Here is a 17,618-nt window from a genome sequence, read left to right as displayed (position 1 = left end):
CGGCAGAAATGGCGTTTTTGATCCGCACAATCGATCACACCGCCTCAGGGCGCGAAATCGTGCGCGAACGCGAGATCGAGAAAGGTGCGCTGACCATCGGCCGCGCGGCCGAAAACGATATCCACTTGCCCGACCTTGCCGTCGAACAGCGGCATGTCACCATCGAGCCAGCGGCTGGTGGAAAGCTGGCAGTCGAGTCTGTCGGCACGCTCGGTTTCGGCTTAGATGGCCGGACAGTCACTTCCGCAAGCGTCGATCCGGTCGAAGGGGCAGAGCTGGAGTTGGGTTCTTCCCGACTGGTGATCGCGCAGGAAGACGATGGTACCATCGGCATCACCGTCCGCCAGGCTGAGGGCGATGCCGCCAGTGTGGATGTCTTGCGCAGTTTCGCGCTGGCCAGTGCACTGCCGAGCAAGCGTGCGCTGTCATGGGCGTTCTCGCTTGCGATCCTGCTGGTACTGCTGGCCGTCCCCGTTTTCACCCACCTGACCCGCGAACGGATAGATTCCGACTATGATGAGCCGGGCCAGGTCGCGCTGGACGCCAGCTGGAGCACTGGCAGCCTCAGCCTGGCCCATCATGGGCTGGAGGACAATTGCGAGGCCTGCCATGTTGATGCTTTCGTGTCGGTCCGCGACGAGACCTGTCTCTCATGCCATGAAGAGACCGCCGACCATGCTGAGGCTCCGCGGATTGCCAGGGGACGCGCGCCGTTTGGCACCGGCGATGCCTTGCTGTGGAAGATCGCTGGCGTCTTCGGCAAGGAAGGCCCCGGAGCCTGCACCACCTGCCACACCGAGCATGAAGGCCCGACCCGGATGGAACCGGCGAGCCAGATGTTCTGCGCCGAATGCCATGACAGCCTCGATACGCGCCTCACTGATACCGCGCTCGGCAATGCCAGCGATTTCGGCACTGCCCACCCTCAGTTCAAGCCGGCGGTCTTCACCAGGCTGATGCAGGAAGATCCGGTGCGAATCTCGCTGGCCGACCAGCCGCGCGAAATGAACGGGCTGAAATTCCCGCACGACATCCATCTTGCAGCGCAAGGTGGTGCGGCGAGGATGGCAATCAGCCTGGGGCGCGGTCGCGGTTATGGCGAGCCCCTCACCTGTTCCAATTGCCACACCCCCAATCCCGACGGGATCGGTTTCAAGCCCATCGAGATGGAGGACAATTGCGAGAGCTGCCACAGCTTGGTGTTCGACCGTGTCGGCGGCATATTCCGCACCCTGCGCCATGGTGACGTCGCGCAGATGCGTGCGCAGTTACTGGCCATGGACCGTGCGCCGCGCCCGCCCGTCGCTACCGGACGCAAGCGTCCCGGTGAATTCGCCCAAGGCGGGCGGTATTACTCCAACTTCGGTCGCCCCGGCGGATCGCTGGTCGGCGTCAACCGCGCGCTGGCAGCGGGTGGCGTGTGCGGCGAATGCCACTTGCCCGCGACGAAGAACGGGCGGCCCGACGTAATGCCGGTCAACCTGCCCGACCGTTTCCTGATGCATGGTGCCTTCAGCCACGACGCGCACAAGGAAGAGGAATGCGCCGACTGCCACAATGCAGAAAAGTCAAAGACTTCGGAGGACTTGCTGCTGCCCGGTCTCGCAATATGCCGCGATTGCCATCTGGGCGAGGATGCGGTGAAGGCAGAAGTCCCTTCGAGCTGCGCAATGTGCCATTCCTATCACAAACCCAACGGCCCTGCCCCCAAGGACCACCCGGACAAGCGCCGCGACATCGTCGCCATACTCGAACGGATGAGGCAGTGATGGCGGGAGGGAGCAGGCCATGTTGATCGCGCAACTGACCGACATCCATATCGGCTTTGAGCGCGGTGCCGGGGAAGCGGAGATGAATTATCGCCGCTATCGCACCACGCTCGACTACCTGCTCGGCCACCCCAACACGCCCGATTTGCTGCTGCTGACCGGCGACCTGACCGAGCATGGTGACGCGGAAAGCTATAGCTTGCTCGCTGCGCCCTTTGCCGATTGCCCCTTCCCGGTGTTCCCCATGGCCGGCAACCACGACAACCGCGGTGCACTGCGCAAGGCATTCCCGGATTGTCCGGAAGACGGCGAATTCGTCCACTATGTGATCGAGCGCGAGGGGCTACGGGTCATCTGCCTCGACACTTTCGAGCCGGGCCGCCACGGCGGTGCCTTCTGCGACAACCGGGCGCAGTGGCTGGCAGACCGTCTGACCGAGCAGCCGGACACACCGACTCTGATCTTCATGCACCACCCGCCGGTGATCTCAGGCATCGACTGGATGGACCCGAGCCCCGATGAAGCGTGGATCGCCCGCTTCGGCGAAGTGGTGACCGGCCAGCACCAGATCGCAGCGATCCGCTGCGGGCATTTGCACCGCCCGTTCTACACCAGTTTTCGCGGGATTCCGCTCAGCGTCACGCCTTCGGTCGCCCCGACCATCGCGCTCGACTTGCGACCGGTGGACAAGGATCACCCCGACCGGCGCGATCTCGTGTCGAAGGAGCCGCCGGGCTATGCCCTGCACCGATGGCATGACGGCCAGCTGGTGACCCATCACCAATTCGTTGGCGAGTGGAAGACGCTGGCGACCTACGAGCCGCACCTGCAACCAATGATGTTCGAGATGTTCGCCGAGCGCGAGTAGAACGCGTCAGGGCGAGGTCTTGTAGGGCACCCCGTCGCTGACCCATGCGCTCAGATCCGGCTCGTCCGAGACCTTCCACGGCACGCCTGACTTCGTGAGGAACAGCTTTTCCATCTCGTCGCGCTTGAAGGGCCGCGAGCCGAGCCGGCCGAACACCGCAATCTGGCCACCGGTCTCATCGACCGCGCGGTCGCGGTCGAGCCCCTTGCTGAGCGAGATTGCCGGATCGGGCGTCGTCGCCCAGGCGATCAGCTCGGGTGCTGGCGACGGGCTGAAGCCGTAGAAATTGGGTTGGCTGTCAGGGCTGGTCAGCTGCAGCACCTTCAGCCCGTTGCGGCCATCCGCGACATAGGCGAACAGCGAGGCATTGGTGGAGGCGACGATCACGTCCTCGGCATCGTTGAGCCGCCCGTCTAGCGTCACCTTGGCAAACACGCTGGGCTTCAGCGGATTGGTGATGTTGATGATCGCCAGCCCTTCTTGCTTGGCCGCGACATAGGCGTAGGTTCGGGCGAGGTATAGCCGCCGCGCATCGGCCAGCGGCACACTCGCTTCAGGCACCGCTACGGGATCACGCAGCTTGGTCACGTCGAACAGTTTGAGTCCCTCGGCATCGGTCACCCAAAGGTAACGGAACTGGATCGCGCTGGCGCGGGCATCGGGGAGCTCGCGCACAGCCGCCAACTGCGGATCGAGCGGGTTCGAAAGGTCGACCACCACCAATCCGACATCGGCGGTGATATAGGCAACCTCGCCTGCAAGCTGCACGTGCCGCGCACCGGCGAGTACGCCATCGGGGTTCCATGCATCGGCTCCATCGGCGAATTTCTCGCGCCGGAGCCGGTTGTTTCGGAATTCCCCGTCTGCCAGCGTGTTGACGTCGACCAGCACCAGCCCCTCCACCGCATCGGTCACTACAGCGTAGGAATAGATCGGCAGGAACGGCTGCTCCTGGTTCGCCTGCCGCATCGCCTCGGTATTGCGTAGCGGGTTGATCGGCTGGTTGGTCGCCAGCGCCATGCAGGTGGCATTGGTGGTCTTCACCCGCGTGTTGTGCCCCAGCGGCGAAAACGGTGCGGTGATGATCCGTTCCGACACGCCCTTGTTGGCGATCGAAGCGACGTCATAGACGCGGAAGCCGCCCTTCCCTTCGGCCACGAACATGTATTCGCCGCGCAATTGCAGGCAGCCGACCCGATCGCTGGTGCCTTCGTGGACATTGGCGAATTGTTCGAAGGCGCGGGTCTCGCCGCCAAGGTCCTCGTCGAAAGTCTTGCCGCGCGTCCAGTCCTTGAGCTCGCGGCCATTGTCCTCGACGAACTGGCGATAGTAGTCCGGGTAAGCGTATTTGTGCAGGTAGGAGCCGAGCACCGCTTGCGGTTCCTCCCACTCGGTCACGCGGATGGCGGAGAAGCCGCCTTCCTGCCCGGTCCAGGCGTTGAGCCCGGTGAAATTGACGTAATTGGTGCCGAGCAACAGCAGCTGCGCCATGATGGCGTTGTTATCGTCCTTGTCGGACAGGTGGCAGTCGGAGCAGGTCTTGGTCTCGGTCTTGCGGACCGTGTGCGGGAAATGCGGCGCGAAGGCCTGGCTCGAGAAGCCGATGGCTGAGACCGGCGGCTGCTGGATGTAGATTCGCTCGCGGTTGATATTGGTCGAGCTCAGCACCAGCGCGCTGGAGGAACGCACTGGCGCGGTCTGGTTGCCCTTGGTGGTCTGGTGCTTGCCCAGCTGGAACATCTGGTCGCGCGCCACCTGCGGGTTGTAAGTCGCGAAATTGCGCGTGGTCTCGCCTTCGTAGCGATGGACCTTGCTCTTCCAGTTGGCCTCGATCGGCAGGTGACACCCGCCGCAGCTGGTCGTCCATGACAGGTGGCAGGTGAAGCACGCCATCTCGGGCTCGCGGTGGGCGCGGTCTTCCTCGGCAATGCCGGTCCCGAATTCGAACTTGCCGGTCTCCGCCCCGGCCCGGCTCATCAGCTTGGCCCGTGCAGCCTTGGCGTTGAAGAACGGGCTGGCCGGATCGACCACGTTCTTGACCAGGCTCACTTCCCATTCGAGATCCGGGTCGACGATCGAGCGCTGGATGAGCTTCCGCCTGCCCCCCGCATCATCGATCCATTCGAAGCGGCGCTTGCCATCGGGGTTGCGCAGCAGCGTGAGATCATTGCCCTTGGGCGGAGCTGCGGGGCCGCTGGTCAGCAGCGTGGGATAGGCATCGGCGGTGCCGTGGCAGTCCTTGCAGCCGATCTCGATCGCATTGGCGACCTCGCCATAGATGAGGCCGTTGCCGTGACTGTCCTGCGCATAATGGCAGTCAGCGCATTGCATGCCCTTCTCGGCGTGGATCGACATCAGGTGGACGGTCTTGCCCGGATTGGTGCCTGGCTGGACGAACGTGTCCTCGCCTTCCTTGCGCCACTTCTCGGGATCGTCGGGGGCGACGACATTGCCCTGCGCATCGAGCAGGTTCCCCTCGCGGTCGCGCTTGAAGATGGCACGGAAATTCCAGCCGTGGCCGTGATAGTCGGCGAACTGTGTGTCCTTCAGCTGAGGATTTAAGTCATATACATTGCGCAGGAAGTCCAGATCGCCCCACTTGCCGCGCGGCGCGGCGCCCTCAGGGTTGCGGTCGAGGATTGTCCGCACTTCCTCGGCGGTGGGATACTTCTGCTCCTTCGGCCACATGAAGGGCGCGTCGCTCTCGTAATCCCACATGGTGTAGCCGAGGTAGCTGTTCAGGAAGACGTTGGGCTGGTGCATGTGGCAGCCCATGCATTGCGAGGTCGGAATGGCCCGGGTGAAAACGTGCTTCAGCGGGTGGCCCTTCTCCTTCTTGCCGCCCTTCTCGCCATCGTCATGGTCCTCGCCGGGCTTGCGCAGCGCGCCGTGACCGTCGTCATGATCATCGGGCTCGAGCTTGCCGGCAATTGTCGGGTCGACGGTGATCGACTGCCCGTCACGCCCGTATTGGGCATAGCCCAGCGAATGGCGCGGCTCGCGATCGTTGGCATAGACGACGTGGCAGCTGGCGCAGCCCGAGTGGCGATAGTCGCCCGGCTGCTCATTGGTGCCCATGAACCACATGAAGGGGTCGTTGAGCCGAGTCTTGTGGATATTGAGCGCCGGGATCGCGACGCGCAGCCCGGTGGCCGGGCCGCGGTTGGACTGCTTGAGATCGGGCCGTCCCGGCTCCTCCAGCCGCTGGATCTGGCCCGAGGGGTTGGGCAGGCCGATCTCCGGGAACTGCGAATTGATCGTGCGCCCACCGCGTTCGAACACCCGGAAGACGTCACCCGGCGGGATCACGTGCCAGGTCGGCAGCGGATACAGCTCAGCCAGCGCGCCGCGTGCCTGCTGACGTTCCGTGACCAATCCCGGCGGGTCACCGGGGGCGACGATCTTGGCCGGCTCGCCCTCGCGGGTATAGGCCTCGCCGAGGAGGTAGTTCTTGTAGGGCAGGATGCCGTTGTTGTAGCTCGCCCCGCCCCACAGCATAGCACCGGTCGCCATGATCGAGCGCTCAGCCGCTTCGATGGTCTGGATGTGGCAAGCCCCGCAGGCTTCGCGCGCGACGCGATAGTCGCTGGGGTTGATGAACTTCACGAACTCCGGCGATTCGCGGTTGAGCAGCGCGTAGCTCTGCTTGGGGTTGGCGGAGGACGGGAAGTGCCAGCTTTCCGGGTATTTCGGCAGCACATGTGCGAGGTCGCGCGCGCTGACATAATCGGGGTGATCATGCGGCAGGTTCGGGTTCCCGCGCACGCTGGCATCGCCGCCGTGGCAGTCCGTGCAGCCGAGCCGGACGGCAGGCGTCACATGCATGGTCGGCGCATCGGACTTGGTGTGGCACGAGACGCAGCCTTCGGACTTGGCGTCCATATCTGCCACAGACTGCCGCGCCGGGGCCGGTGGCACGATCACGCGGCTGTAGTCGCGCTCGACCGCCTTCTCGCCTTCGGCCGCGCGGATCTGCCCGCCGAACACGGCAAGGGTGAACACCGCGAGGGCCAGCACGAGGGCGATATGGCGATAGGCAGGCATCAGTAGGTCAGGATCACATTGGCGAGGATGGAGTAGTAATGACTCGGCCCGCCGAGGCTGGTGAACAGGTCCTTGAACCCGGCCCCCGGAACCAGCGCGGCGGCGGAAAGCCGCGCGACGATGTTCTGCGTTGCCTTGGGCCGCCAGATCGCAGCGGCGGAGAGGTCCCAACCGATATCTTTCGGAATGGAGCCCTCGTTGCGCAGGGTTTCCAGCGTCGCGGTATTCTCGAACCACAGGTGGTTGGCATTGGCGGAGAGCCGGAATTCGGGCGTGAGGTCGAAATCGGCCCCGGCCCCCACCAGCATCAGCCCCGGGTTGTTGAAGTTCGACTGCCCCTGTTCCTTGGAAGAACGCAGCGAATTGAGGATGCCGTTGCGTCCATTGACGGAAACCGCCCTGCCCCCGCCCGCGAAGGGAATGGTCTGGCGGATCCAGTAGGAGGTGTCGGCCCCGGCGAAGACCGGATTCTCGAATACCGCATCGAAGCCGGTATCGACGTTGTCATAGGGATCGCTGTCGCCGCTGGCATAGGCCCCCGAGAGGCGGAAACGCATCCAGTCCTTGTCGTAGCTGAGTTCGGCCGCACCGAAGAAAGCACGAATGTCGGTCGGTTCCGAAGTGAAGAAGCTGTTCCGGTCCTCGCCCAGCGCGGCATAGGCGCTGGCGGTCACGTTGATCCGCCCGATCCGCCCGTCGGCGTTGTAACCAAGGTAGACCACGTCATAGTCACGCCCGCGCAAGTCCCCCAGCAGCGCCGGTCGGACGGGAAATCCGTTGTCGTCGATTTGGATGTCGTCACCTTCGCGGTTGCGGTTGTAGGCGACGGTGATCTGGCTGGTCAGCGCCGGGATCAGGAAATCCTGCCGGTAGACATTGGCGACGAACAGGAAGTCATCGCGAGGGGTCTGCAGCACGGCGTTGAGGCCGCTGTTGGTGTCCTTCTCCAGCCGCCAGAAGGCAGCCAGATTGTATTGGAAGCGGTTATTGTCTCGTGTGCCAAAGAAACGCACGCCCAACTGCTGGTCGTTGAACAGGAAGCCGCGGAAGTCCGACTGGAACGGCTGGATCCCGATCCGTACGGAATCGAAGTCATACCGGGTCGAGACATTGCGGAAGTGGTAGTCGAAGAACAGCTCCTGCACGCCCACGAAGTGATCGAAACGGTGGCTGGGCTTCGACGGCTCGACGAACAGTACCCGCCGCTCCGGCACGTCGACATAGTTCATGTTGAACGCCAGCGTGACGCGGTATTCCACATCGGGTGGCTTGAAGTTGGTGCTGCCCTTCAAGAGCGCAGCCCCGACGATGAAGGTCTGCGCGAATACTGTCGACAGCTTGTCGCCGAACACATCGACCCGGTCCGGGTCCTCGGTCGTCTGCACGCCCACGGGTATCGGAAAGGTGCGTGGCTCGATCACCGTGTCGCTGACGGCGTTGACGACGAAGAACCAGTCGTGCCCCTCGATCGGCAGCCATGGCACCTTGTCGGGGTTGATCGGCCGGTCACCCTTGTAGGTGTTCTGGTTGTACGGGTCCCACCACTTCTCCTTCGCCAACCCGAGGCTCTCGATCAGGCGCCAGCGATCGGGGATCGGGATCTGGTCGGTTGGAAAGGCCTCGGGCGGCGGCGCGCGGACCGCGCCTTCATTGTCCTGCGTCACCGGGCCCGGCAGCGGGCCGGTGTAGTCGGGGCGGCGGCGGCCATCGATGATCTCGGGATCGACCGGTGGCGGCTCTTCCTCCCACGCGGGTTCACCCTTCACCTCCTCCGCCGGTAGCTCCGCATCAGTCGGCGGCAATTCGGGTTGCGCCAGTGCCAGCAGGGGGAGCAGGATTGCCGACACGCCTACAGCCCCTCGCAGACGTTGTTGTCGGCGGTGTCGAGAAACGGCGCGAAGGGGCAATTCACGTACCGCAACCGTACCTGCCGGTTGCCCACCACCACGGAAATGCGGTCTGCGCGGATGTCCTTGGGCGCATTGCCCTCGCCGCCGACCCTCTGGCCCGCATTGTGCAGTCCGAGGAAGCTGATCATGTCATCCTGGTCGATCCCGTCGCCGGAAACCCCGATCCCGCCGACCAGCGTATTGCCGCGATAGATCGGGACCGAGCCGGGGAAGATCTGGATGCCGTTGGCAATGCGCGGATGGTCGGGCGCCACTTGCGGCAGCGTGGTGCAGAAGCGCGGGGTATCGACCGCCGCAGCGCCGGTGACGAAGCCCAGGTGCTGGGCAAGGTTGCCGACCACCAGCGCTGATTGCAGCCCGGTCGAGAACGGGTTGAATTGCGCGATCGGGCGCGACAGCGGGCCATTGGCGGTGCCGACTTCCCCATCGGGAAAATAGGGTCGCGACAAATTGCCACCGGAACGATCAGCAAAGGCAAATGTCCCTGTCAAAGCGCTGGGATCGCTCAGGAATGTGCGAAGCCGGGTGACGAATTGCGGCACTTCGCCGGCTGCCGCCTGCAAGTCGCCAGCGGCGAAGGGGCCGGAGAACAGGTTGGCTGTGCGCGCCTTCTGCAAGCTGACGTCGATGCCGAAGATCGGCGCGTCAGGCGAGCGCACGATGCCCAGCACTTCGCCGCGCGTATCGACCAGCGAAATTGTCACTTGCGCGCGGCTGTCGGTCGGCTGGCGGATTTGCGCCCGAGCCCGGCTCATGATGGTGAAGGCTTCCTCGAGGATGGCGGTCGCTTCGGGCTGAGTGATCGGGTTGGCGATATCCGCGCCGTCGGTCCCAGCCCGCACCGGGTAGCGATTGCTGCCCGCCCCGTTTGACAGGACGAAAGCATCGACATTGGAAAATTCGGCGGCGGTCGATTGCCTTATGCCCGAAGCCTCCGTGCCATAAGCGGCACCAGCCAACAGCCCGCCACCGGCGTAATAGCCTGTCACCGGAACCAGTGCCCCAGCGGTCCCGGCAAAGCTGGCACCGCTGACATCGGAAATCTGGCTGTAACCGACATCGGTGTATCGAAGCGAAGTCCCGTCGACGAAGATACGGTTCGCTCGGATCGACACCGGCGCTTCGAACCCCACGGTCCCGGCCAGGGCAATCTGCTCATCTGCGTCGACATCGGTGTCGAGCACATTGGGATCGAAACCATAGACCCCGTCGGCGATCACTCCCACGCCACCCACGACCACACCGTTCTTGTAGAGCGGGAAACCACCAGGATCGGCCGCCAAGCCCAGCGGTGAGCGTTGCGGGCCAATCATTCCGTCACTGGCGCGCGCGGAAAGGTCGGAACAGGGTAGCTGGCTGAACTGGACCCCGAACAGCGGCCCGCTTTCCAACCCCGCCGTACTCGGTGCAGGCGGGAAATGTTGCTGCACAATCATGCTCGCCGTGCGGGTGGAGAAAGCATTGCCTCCGCTAGAGAGGTAAGCTCCGGTAATCGCCTTGGCGATCGCCGCGCCTGCCGCTGGAATCGTTAACCCCTGCGCGTCCACATTGTTGCCGTTGGGCGCATCAGGAATAATCGCGGTCGTGCCTGCGCCCGGCATGGCAAACACGCCCAGCACATTGCCGACCCGGTCGACGACGGCGATGGTCGCACTGGCCCCTTGCGCATCCGCTTGCGCCGCCGCCCGGGCAATGACATTGCCGACGTCTGCTGCATTGAGCGATTCGAGGGGTGGTACCGAGTAATTCGCATTGCCGACAGGTGGCGGCGGAGGCGGGGTATTGCCGGAATTGCCGCCGCCGTTGCTGCTTCCCCCGCCTCCTCCGCAAGCTGCGAGAACCAGGGCCGGTGTCAGCACCAACGTCTTGAACCCGCTCCACTTGCTCATTTGAGCGATCCGATCGCGACGGTGGCGGATTTCAGCGCGCTGCGGAATTGCGCCGGGCGATAGCGATTGGGGCCGGAGACTGCGTCATAGGCGCGGTTGATATTGGTACGGATACCCGCCGCCGCGCCGATCGAGATACGCCCTTCGCGCACCAGCGCGTTGAGCAACGTATCGACCGCCATCACCGCCTGCACCGAACCGGCATAGTCTGTGAAACGATCCGACGTCGCATCGCGCGCAATATTGGCGATAACCGCAAAGGTGTCGCTCTCGCCATAGGAACGGCTGGCCAGCGCATCGGACAGAGCCCCCGCCCGCGCGCCCAGCGCAATTGCCGCTTCCTGCGCCTTGGCCCGGCCTTGCCCCATGGCGCGATGGAACTCCTTGCTGGCTTCTTCGAAACCGCCCGCCGCGCCCGGGGCCAGCACCCGCGAAACCGCGGTGAGCATGATGATGTTCTCATCGTTGAACGGCGGATTGCCGAACGGGATCGGGCGGCCCGGATTGGTCTCGAAAGTCAGCGTACGCTCCGGCCCGTCATTGATCGGCCGGTGGCAACTGTGACAGTCGAGGAAATAGAACTCGGGGAACATGCCGCGCATGCCCTTGTCCGGCTGCGCGAACAGGCTGGTCGAACGCCGCACCGCCTCGGCCTGGCCCACCGCCCAGAGCTGGACACTGTCTAGCCGGCCCTTGCGGTCGGCATAGTCAAGGTCGAAATCGTGATGTTGCTGCAACGCGCTGAACAGGTCGAGCTCGAACGAGATGCGCGGATGCCCCGCCGCCATCATCGAATGGGTCACGAACTGGCCGATCTTGGCCGAACCATAGTGGCAATCGAGGCAGACCCGCGCGCGCGCCTGCGGCTGCTCCAGCGGAATGAGGCCGGCAGCAACGTTAGACTGATGCGTCGCCGGTCGGGCATAATGTGTCGGCAGCCAGCCTTCGGAGGCACCGTGGCAGCTTTCGCACCCAACCCCGTCGGTCACCTGGAAACGCGGTCCGCGCTGGGCCTCGGGGACAAAAGTCGTGTGGCAGCCGAGGCATTCCGGTGCCGACGTCGCCGAACCGAGGCCGAGGCTGCGCGCAATCTGCTGGCCGCGCCGGCCCGCCAGCACCGCATAGGCCCGGCTATGCGCACCGCTGGGCGAAGAGGGTTCCTGCCAGGTGGCAATCTCATCTTGCCGCACCACTGCGCCATTGCCCTCAGCACGGCCGTGGCAGGTCGATCCGGCACAGGTGGCGACCCCTTCGAAGCGGGCATTGCCATTGGCCTGCGATGCAGGGAGCCACAGCGTCAGCAGCAGCACTGCTGCCAGCTGCGCAAAAACCCGTTTGCCAGATGCCGATCGGCTCGTCATTCCCGCCCCCCGAGATTGAAGCCCAACGGCTAGCACAGGTTTTACACCATCAACAACACGATGGTGGGCCAGAAACACAAATCGTTCCACATGGTTTGCTTTCAATTCGCGAGCGCCATAGGCTGCCGAGTTGAGACAGGGCGGGACCGAACGCATGAAGGCGTTTTTAGGACGGTTGGGAGAAAGAGGGGCAGGACTGCTGGGCCTTGCCGTGCTGGCATTGGTCGTGCTGCTTCAAATGTCCGATCCTGCTCCCTTGGCCCGCGTGCGCATGCAGGTGTTCGACGCCTACCAGGTGCTCGCTCCACGCGAGACAGACAACGATCAGGCCGTGACCGTGGTCGATATCGACGAGGACTCGATCGACCGGCTGGGCCAGTGGCCCTGGCCGCGGACCGAAATCGCCACGCTTACCGAGCGGCTCGGTAAAGCCGGGGCCAAGGCGGTCATCTTTGATATCGTGTTCTCCGAACCCGACCGGACCTCACCCGAAGCCATTGCCGCGCGGTTGCAAGACACCGCTATGGGCCGGGAGCTGGCAACCATGCCTGCCCATGACGCACAGATGGCCGATAGTTTCACGACCGTACCGGTTGTGACCGGGTTCTTTTTGGATCGCGAGAAGCGCGGACGCGATATCGAGCCCAAGGCCGGGATTACCCTGCACGGCACGCTGCCGACCGCTTATCTCCCTACATACGCCGGATCGCTCCAGCCTCTCCCCGAGCTGGAGCAGGCCGCAGCTGGCAACGGATTCGTCAGCCTTGAAAGCGACCCGGACGGGATCGTGCGCCGCGTACCGCTGGTGGCGATCCATCGCGGCCAGTTGATACCCTCCCTCTCGCTGGAGGCTGCGCGGGTGGTCTCAGATGTTGGATCGCCCAACCTCCTTGCCAGCGATGGAAGCGGCGAAGCCACACCAGGCGATTCTGCAGCAGTCGCGGTGAGGCTCGGTGACATCGAGATCCCCGTCAACGATGCGGGCGAGATGTGGGTCCACTTCCCTGCCGCGCGATCCCAGCCAGCCTTGCCCGCGTGGTCGATCATCGGTGGTCAGCTCGGTTATGCGGAACTGGCGGCCTCGGTCAGGGGCAAGATCGTCATCGTCGGAGGCAGCGCGGCGGGGTTGCAGGACCTCGTTTCAACTCCCTTGAGCGAGAGGATTGCCGGGGTCACGGTCCATGCAGCTGCGATGGACCAGATCCTCTCCGGCCATTTCCTCGAACGGCCGGACTGGGCGTTCGGGCTCGAACTGCTGCTAGTCCTCGTTCTCGGGATCGGATTTGCCCTGTTGCTCCCGCGCCTTGGCGCAGTGATGGGAGCACTGGCTGCGGCTGGCGGAATTGCGGTGGTGCTGGCAGGCAGCTGGCTCGGTTTCACCCAGCTACGCTACCTGTTCGATCCGACCTACCCCATACTAGCGCTATTGCTGGTCTACACTGTGCAGACCGTCGCAGTGTACTACCGCGAAGAGCGTCAGCGTAGCTACATTCACTCGGCATTCGATCGCTACCTGTCGCCCGAACTCGTGCGCCAGATTGCCGATGATCCGGGCAAACTCGAACTGGGCGGCGAGGAACGCGAAATGACCGTGCTGATGTGCGACATTCGTGGCTTTTCGCGTATTTCCGAGCAGTACACGCCGCAGCAGGTGATCGGCTTCCTGATCCGCTTCCTGACCCCAATGAGCGACATATTGCTCGCTCACAAAGCGACGCTCGACAAGTATATCGGCGATGCGATCCTCGCCTTCTGGAACGCCCCGCTCGACGATCCCGATCATCATCGCAATGCCGCGCGGGCAGCACTGGCGATGGTGGCGAAGCTCGAGATTCTGAACCGTGAGGCTCCGAGGGTCGAAGGAAGCGTGTGGCCTGACCATGTCAGCATCGGCATCGGACTCAATTCAGGCTTGTGTTGCGTCGGCAACATGGGTTCCGAACAACGCCTGTCCTACTCATTGATCGGCGACACAGTGAATGTCGCGTCGCGGCTTGAAGGGCTGACCAAGCAATATGGCGTACCGATCATCGTGGGTGAACAATTGGCAGCTGAACTCGACGGCTTTGCCATGTTCCCGATCGATCGGGTCCGCGTCGTCGGGCGCGCGGGCAATGAGCAAATCTTCGCACTACTGGGTGACGAGAACGCGGCCGCAACCGCTTCGTTCCAACAGCTGGTCGAGGCGCATACGGCAATGTTCGAGGCGTATCGCACACGGCAATGGGACCAAGCTGTCCAGCTGCTACGCGAACAGGCGAGTCTCTATGCCGATGCTGGCATTCCCAAGCTAGCCGCATTGTTCAAGAGCCGTATCGCCGGGATGCAAGCTACTCCGCCTTCCTCCGATTGGGACGGCGTCTATGTCGCAACCGAGAAATAGGATCGGTTAGCCGCCGCCCGGATCATTGGGACTGGAGGTCGGTTTTGGCTGCGGTTGCCGTTGCTGCGGTGGCTGCGAACTGTCCTGGATATCCGGATTGGGCCGCTGGTTGGTTGGCTGCCGCTGGTCGTTGTCACGCCCGCTCAGAATTGCCCCCAGCGTAATGGCACCGATCGCGAAAGGAATGAGCTTCTCAAGGAAGCTACCCCCTTCGGCAGCGCGGGCCACCTCCGGTGCCAGTTCATCCTGCACGTCGGCAAGGCCGCTGTCGGAAATGCGGAAAGGACCGATCGGTGCAGCACCCGCGCGCGGGATATAGGCCGCGAGCCCCGGGCTATCGAGGGTTACCACGACCCCGGCACCTTCTACGTCGACTACTCCAGGGGTCAGTCCGCCTTCGGTATTGGCGCCTGGTCCCCGCAGCACGACGAACGTCGCTTCATCCTTGTCGCTATCGACATTGCGGGCAAAGTCTTGCGCTTCGGCGATCTCCATGGCTCGCTTGCCCACGAGCATGTCAACCGCAGTACCGCGAATCCCGATCCGCCCAGCCGGTGTATTCACTTCGCCTGATTTCTGCCCGTCCTGTCGCCCGGAGAAGAAGCGCAGCGCGCCTTTGATGAGCGTCGAGACAAATGAGCGCTCTTCATTCGGATCGTAGACATATCGGTCGATCCGCAACTGAGTTCGCGCCCCTACCCCGAAGCTCGAGCGGTCGAGCAAGAGGATCTGCAGCTGCGATTTCTTGCCGGTGCTGATGATATCGCCCCAGGCGATACGGTTCTTGCGCTGGACCTTGCGATCCTTGCCCTTGCCGTCGACCCTCATGGTCACGCTGCCAACGACGGTTGCGGCATTGCCCACTTCGGTCCGCTGGGCCCATGCAGGGTTGGTAGCGACCGGCGACACGACAAGCGCTGTACTGCACAGGGCAGCGACGATGGCTCTGGGAGTACGGTAGCTCACGACGCGCCTCCTTGCCCCTGGCGGCACATCGCCCGCGCCTCAGCGAGCAAGTCCTTACCATAGTCCTTTGTCTTCAGCTTGCCGATCTCGACAAGCCCGCCCTGCACATCGTCGATCCGACACAGATATATGGCATGGATCAGTCGCGCCTCGCGTGACTTGGGATACTCCGCCAGCACCCGCTCAAGCGTGGCGAGCGCGTCAAGCAATTCGCCTCGATCCGCCTGGTCGCGCGCAGCCTGGATCCCGGCCTCTTCATTGGCCGAGATATCCGAAATCGCATCCAGCTCTTCGAGAGTTTCCGCCTGCAGCGGTACCATGGCGACGGCTGCACCCAGCAAACCGGCACCGATCATTCCCGTGCGGACAACAAATCCAGCCATCCTGCCCTCCTGTCGGAGGCAGGTATGTCACATAATCTTGCGCATCGGCAAGGGAGCGGAAAATTCCGTCAGGAAATCAACGCGCGGATGCGGCGGACACCAGCCGAAGACGACTGTTCCTTCTTGATCTTGAAGGTGCCGATCTCGCTCGTGCGCTTGACGTGCGGGCCGCCGCAGAACTCCAGCGAAGCATCGCCGATCTGGTAGATCGATACTTCGCCGCCATACTTGTCGTTGAACAAGCCGATAGCGCCCTTTTCGCGCGCCTGCTCGACGGTCACAACCTCGGTCTCGACCGGGATGTCCTCGTCGATCCACTTCTGGACCAGCGCTTCGGTCTCGGCGACTTCTTCCTTCGTCATGGCGCGTTCGAAGTTGAAGTCGAAGCGCATACGGTCGCGATTGATGTTGGAACCGCGCTGGTGGACATGATCGCCCAGCACCTTGCGCAAGGCCGAATGCAGCAGGTGCGTGGCGGTGTGATAGCGCACGCTTTCCTCGCTGTCGTCGGCCAGCCCGCTCTTGGCCGCTTCCGACTTGGACTTTTCCTGGTGCTCGGCAAAGGCCGCTTCGAAGCGATCCATGTCGAGCGCAAGGCCGGCCTCTTCCAGCAGTTCCACGGTGAATTCCACCGGGAAGCCATAGGTGTCGTAGAGGCGGAAGCCGACATCGCCTTCGAGGACAGTCTTCCCTTCCGCGTTCAGCCGCTCGATTTCCTTTTCGAGCATCTTGGTGCCCTTGGCGAGCGTGGCGGAGAAGCGATCCTTCTCACCGCCCAGCTCGGCGAGGATGGTTTCGCGGGCCTTGACCAGCTCTTCGTAGTGATCGCCATAGTCGTCGATCACCAGGTTGGCCGCTTCGACCCAGTCAGCCGGCTCGACGCCCAGAACGTCGCAATAACGCACAGCGCGGCGAATGATGCGGCGCAGGACATAGCCCTGCCCTGTGTTCGACGGGCGCACGCTCATTTCGTCGCCGATCATGAAGGTCGCGGTGCGCAGGTGGTCCGACAGCACGCGCACAGCCTTGAGCAGTCGCTCATCGCCATAGACTTCGTCTCGGGCCTTGCCCGAAAGCGCGATCATGCGATCGACAATCAGCTTGAGCGAGCTGGTCTCGTAGACGCTCTCGACACCGTTCAGGACCGCCAGCGTGCGCTCCATCCCCATGCCGGTATCGATGTTCTTGCGCGGCAGGTCGAGCAAGTCCTCGCCCTGCTTGTTGTAGGACATGAAGACATTGTTCCACACTTCGAACCAGCGGCCGCAATCGCATACGCCGGGCAGGCACTTGTCGGCCCCTTCAGCGCATGGCGTCTGCGTCCGGTCGATGAATATCTCGGTGTCAGGTCCGCACGGGCCCTCGGGGCCAGCCGCCCACCAGTTGTGTTCACGGCCGAGGAAGATGATGCGGTCATCCGGGAAGCCGAGCGAGCGCCAGATGTCGGCGGCTTCCTCATCGCGGGGGACGCCGTCTTCGCCTTCGAACACCGTGACCCAGATCAGGTCTTTCGAAATGCCGAGGTGCTCTTCACCGGTCAGGAACTCGTAGCTCCAGCCAATCGATTCCTTCTTGCCGTAGTCGCCCAGCGACCAGTTGCCGAGCATTTCAAAGAAGGTCAGGTGAGTAAGGTCGCCAACTTCCTCGATGTCGTTGGTGCGCACGCACTTCTGGCTATCGGCCAACCGCGTGCCAGCCGGGTGCGGCGCGCCCATCAGATAGGGCACCAGCGGGTGCATGCCTGCGGTAGTGAACAGGACCGAACCGTCTCCATCGGGCACCAGCGAGGCACTGGGAATGACCGCGTGGCCGCGCGCGCGGAAGAACTCGAGATACTTCGAGCGCAGTTCGGCAGTCGTCAGTTCGCGTGTCATCAATGTATCGGTCATGTCTCGGTACGTTTTCTAAGTGGTTGGTCGGCTTCGTCAGCCGCCCTTGGTCGGCGCTCGTTAGCGGCATTATCCGGGCCTGTCGAGCAGGGGCACAAGGGGGCCTGATGGCTAGATTGGTGCAGTGCACACATGATGCAAGCCTCTTGCCTGCCC

10 protein-coding genes are annotated in these 17,618 nt (G+C 63.4%); 3 read left to right on the top strand and 7 right to left on the bottom strand.

Annotated features, from left to right (window positions below; translation table 11 throughout):
* Positions 1-8: 8 nt before the first annotated feature.
* Positions 9-1,769, top strand: coding sequence for a cytochrome c3 family protein (locus QPW08_RS06800; protein WP_284124977.1), 1,761 nt, complete (start codon positions 9-11; stop codon positions 1,767-1,769).
* A gap of 19 nt (positions 1,770-1,788) precedes the next feature.
* Complete coding sequence (locus QPW08_RS06795) at positions 1,789-2,637, top strand: metallophosphoesterase (protein WP_284124976.1); 849 nt, start codon at positions 1,789-1,791, stop codon at positions 2,635-2,637.
* 6 nt (positions 2,638-2,643) lie between these two features.
* Here the strand turns inward: QPW08_RS06795 and QPW08_RS06790 are convergent, their stop codons facing one another.
* The 4 genes from QPW08_RS06790 to QPW08_RS06775 are packed head-to-tail and all read right to left on the bottom strand — an operon-like array spanning position 2,644 to position 11,841.
* Positions 2,644-6,681 carry a hypothetical protein gene (locus QPW08_RS06790; protein WP_284124975.1) on the bottom strand — a complete coding sequence of 1,346 codons (4,038 nt, stop codon included), beginning with the start codon at positions 6,679-6,681 and terminating at the stop codon, positions 2,644-2,646.
* The gene (locus QPW08_RS06785; protein WP_284124974.1) at positions 6,681-8,528 is read right to left on the bottom strand and encodes a hypothetical protein; all 1,848 of its coding nucleotides are present in this window, start codon (positions 8,526-8,528) and stop codon (positions 6,681-6,683) included. The genes QPW08_RS06790 and QPW08_RS06785 overlap by 1 nt, the downstream gene beginning before the upstream one ends.
* A gap of 2 nt (positions 8,529-8,530) precedes the next feature.
* Positions 8,531-10,480 (bottom strand): heme-binding protein, encoded by a 1,950-nt coding sequence (locus tag QPW08_RS06780; protein WP_284124973.1) that lies wholly within the window; start codon positions 10,478-10,480, stop codon positions 8,531-8,533.
* The gene (locus QPW08_RS06775) at positions 10,477-11,841 is read right to left on the bottom strand and encodes a multiheme c-type cytochrome (RefSeq protein ID WP_284124972.1); all 1,365 of its coding nucleotides are present in this window, start codon (positions 11,839-11,841) and stop codon (positions 10,477-10,479) included. The genes QPW08_RS06780 and QPW08_RS06775 overlap by 4 nt, the downstream gene beginning before the upstream one ends.
* 154 nt (positions 11,842-11,995) lie before the next feature.
* On the opposite strand from QPW08_RS06775, the gene QPW08_RS06770 reads away from it, so the two are divergent.
* Positions 11,996-14,224, top strand: a complete 2,229-nt coding sequence (locus QPW08_RS06770) for a CHASE2 domain-containing protein (protein WP_284124971.1) — start codon at positions 11,996-11,998, stop codon at positions 14,222-14,224.
* A 6-nt stretch (positions 14,225-14,230) separates the two neighbouring features.
* Here the strand turns inward: QPW08_RS06770 and QPW08_RS06765 are convergent, their stop codons facing one another.
* From QPW08_RS06765 to QPW08_RS06755, 3 genes are all read right to left on the bottom strand, one after another.
* Positions 14,231-15,190: a FecR family protein gene (locus QPW08_RS06765; protein WP_284124970.1), complete on the bottom strand. Its 960-nt coding sequence runs from the start codon at positions 15,188-15,190 to the stop codon at positions 14,231-14,233.
* Positions 15,187-15,573: a hypothetical protein gene (locus QPW08_RS06760; protein ID WP_284124969.1), complete on the bottom strand. Its 387-nt coding sequence runs from the start codon at positions 15,571-15,573 to the stop codon at positions 15,187-15,189. The genes QPW08_RS06765 and QPW08_RS06760 overlap by 4 nt, the downstream gene beginning before the upstream one ends.
* Before the next feature lie 68 nt (positions 15,574-15,641).
* Positions 15,642-17,462, bottom strand: a complete 1,821-nt coding sequence (locus QPW08_RS06755) for an alanine--tRNA ligase (protein WP_284124968.1) — start codon at positions 17,460-17,462, stop codon at positions 15,642-15,644.
* Positions 17,463-17,618 lie beyond the last annotated feature (156 nt).

It is taken from the genome of Parerythrobacter aestuarii, assembly GCF_030140925.1.
Taxonomy (GTDB): Bacteria; Pseudomonadota; Alphaproteobacteria; order Sphingomonadales; family Sphingomonadaceae; genus Parerythrobacter; species Parerythrobacter aestuarii.
Note: the sequence above shows the minus strand (reverse complement) of the source record. Positions and strands in the feature narration are given on the sequence as shown.

Coding starts and splice junctions, on each gene's coding strand:
- QPW08_RS06800 (WP_284124977.1), top strand. CDS start 9: ATGGCGTTTTTGATCCGCACAATCGATCACACCGCCTCAGGGCGCGAA.
- QPW08_RS06795 (WP_284124976.1), top strand. CDS start 1,789: ATGTTGATCGCGCAACTGACCGACATCCATATCGGCTTTGAGCGCGGT.
- QPW08_RS06790 (WP_284124975.1), bottom strand. CDS start 6,681: ATGCCTGCCTATCGCCATATCGCCCTCGTGCTGGCCCTCGCGGTGTTC.
- QPW08_RS06780 (WP_284124973.1), bottom strand. CDS start 10,480: ATGAGCAAGTGGAGCGGGTTCAAGACGTTGGTGCTGACACCGGCCCTG.
- QPW08_RS06775 (WP_284124972.1), bottom strand. CDS start 11,841: ATGACGAGCCGATCGGCATCTGGCAAACGGGTTTTTGCGCAGCTGGCA.
- QPW08_RS06770 (WP_284124971.1), top strand. CDS start 11,996: ATGAAGGCGTTTTTAGGACGGTTGGGAGAAAGAGGGGCAGGACTGCTG.
- QPW08_RS06760 (WP_284124969.1), bottom strand. CDS start 15,573: ATGGCTGGATTTGTTGTCCGCACGGGAATGATCGGTGCCGGTTTGCTG.
- QPW08_RS06755 (WP_284124968.1), bottom strand. CDS start 17,462: ATGACCGATACATTGATGACACGCGAACTGACGACTGCCGAACTGCGC.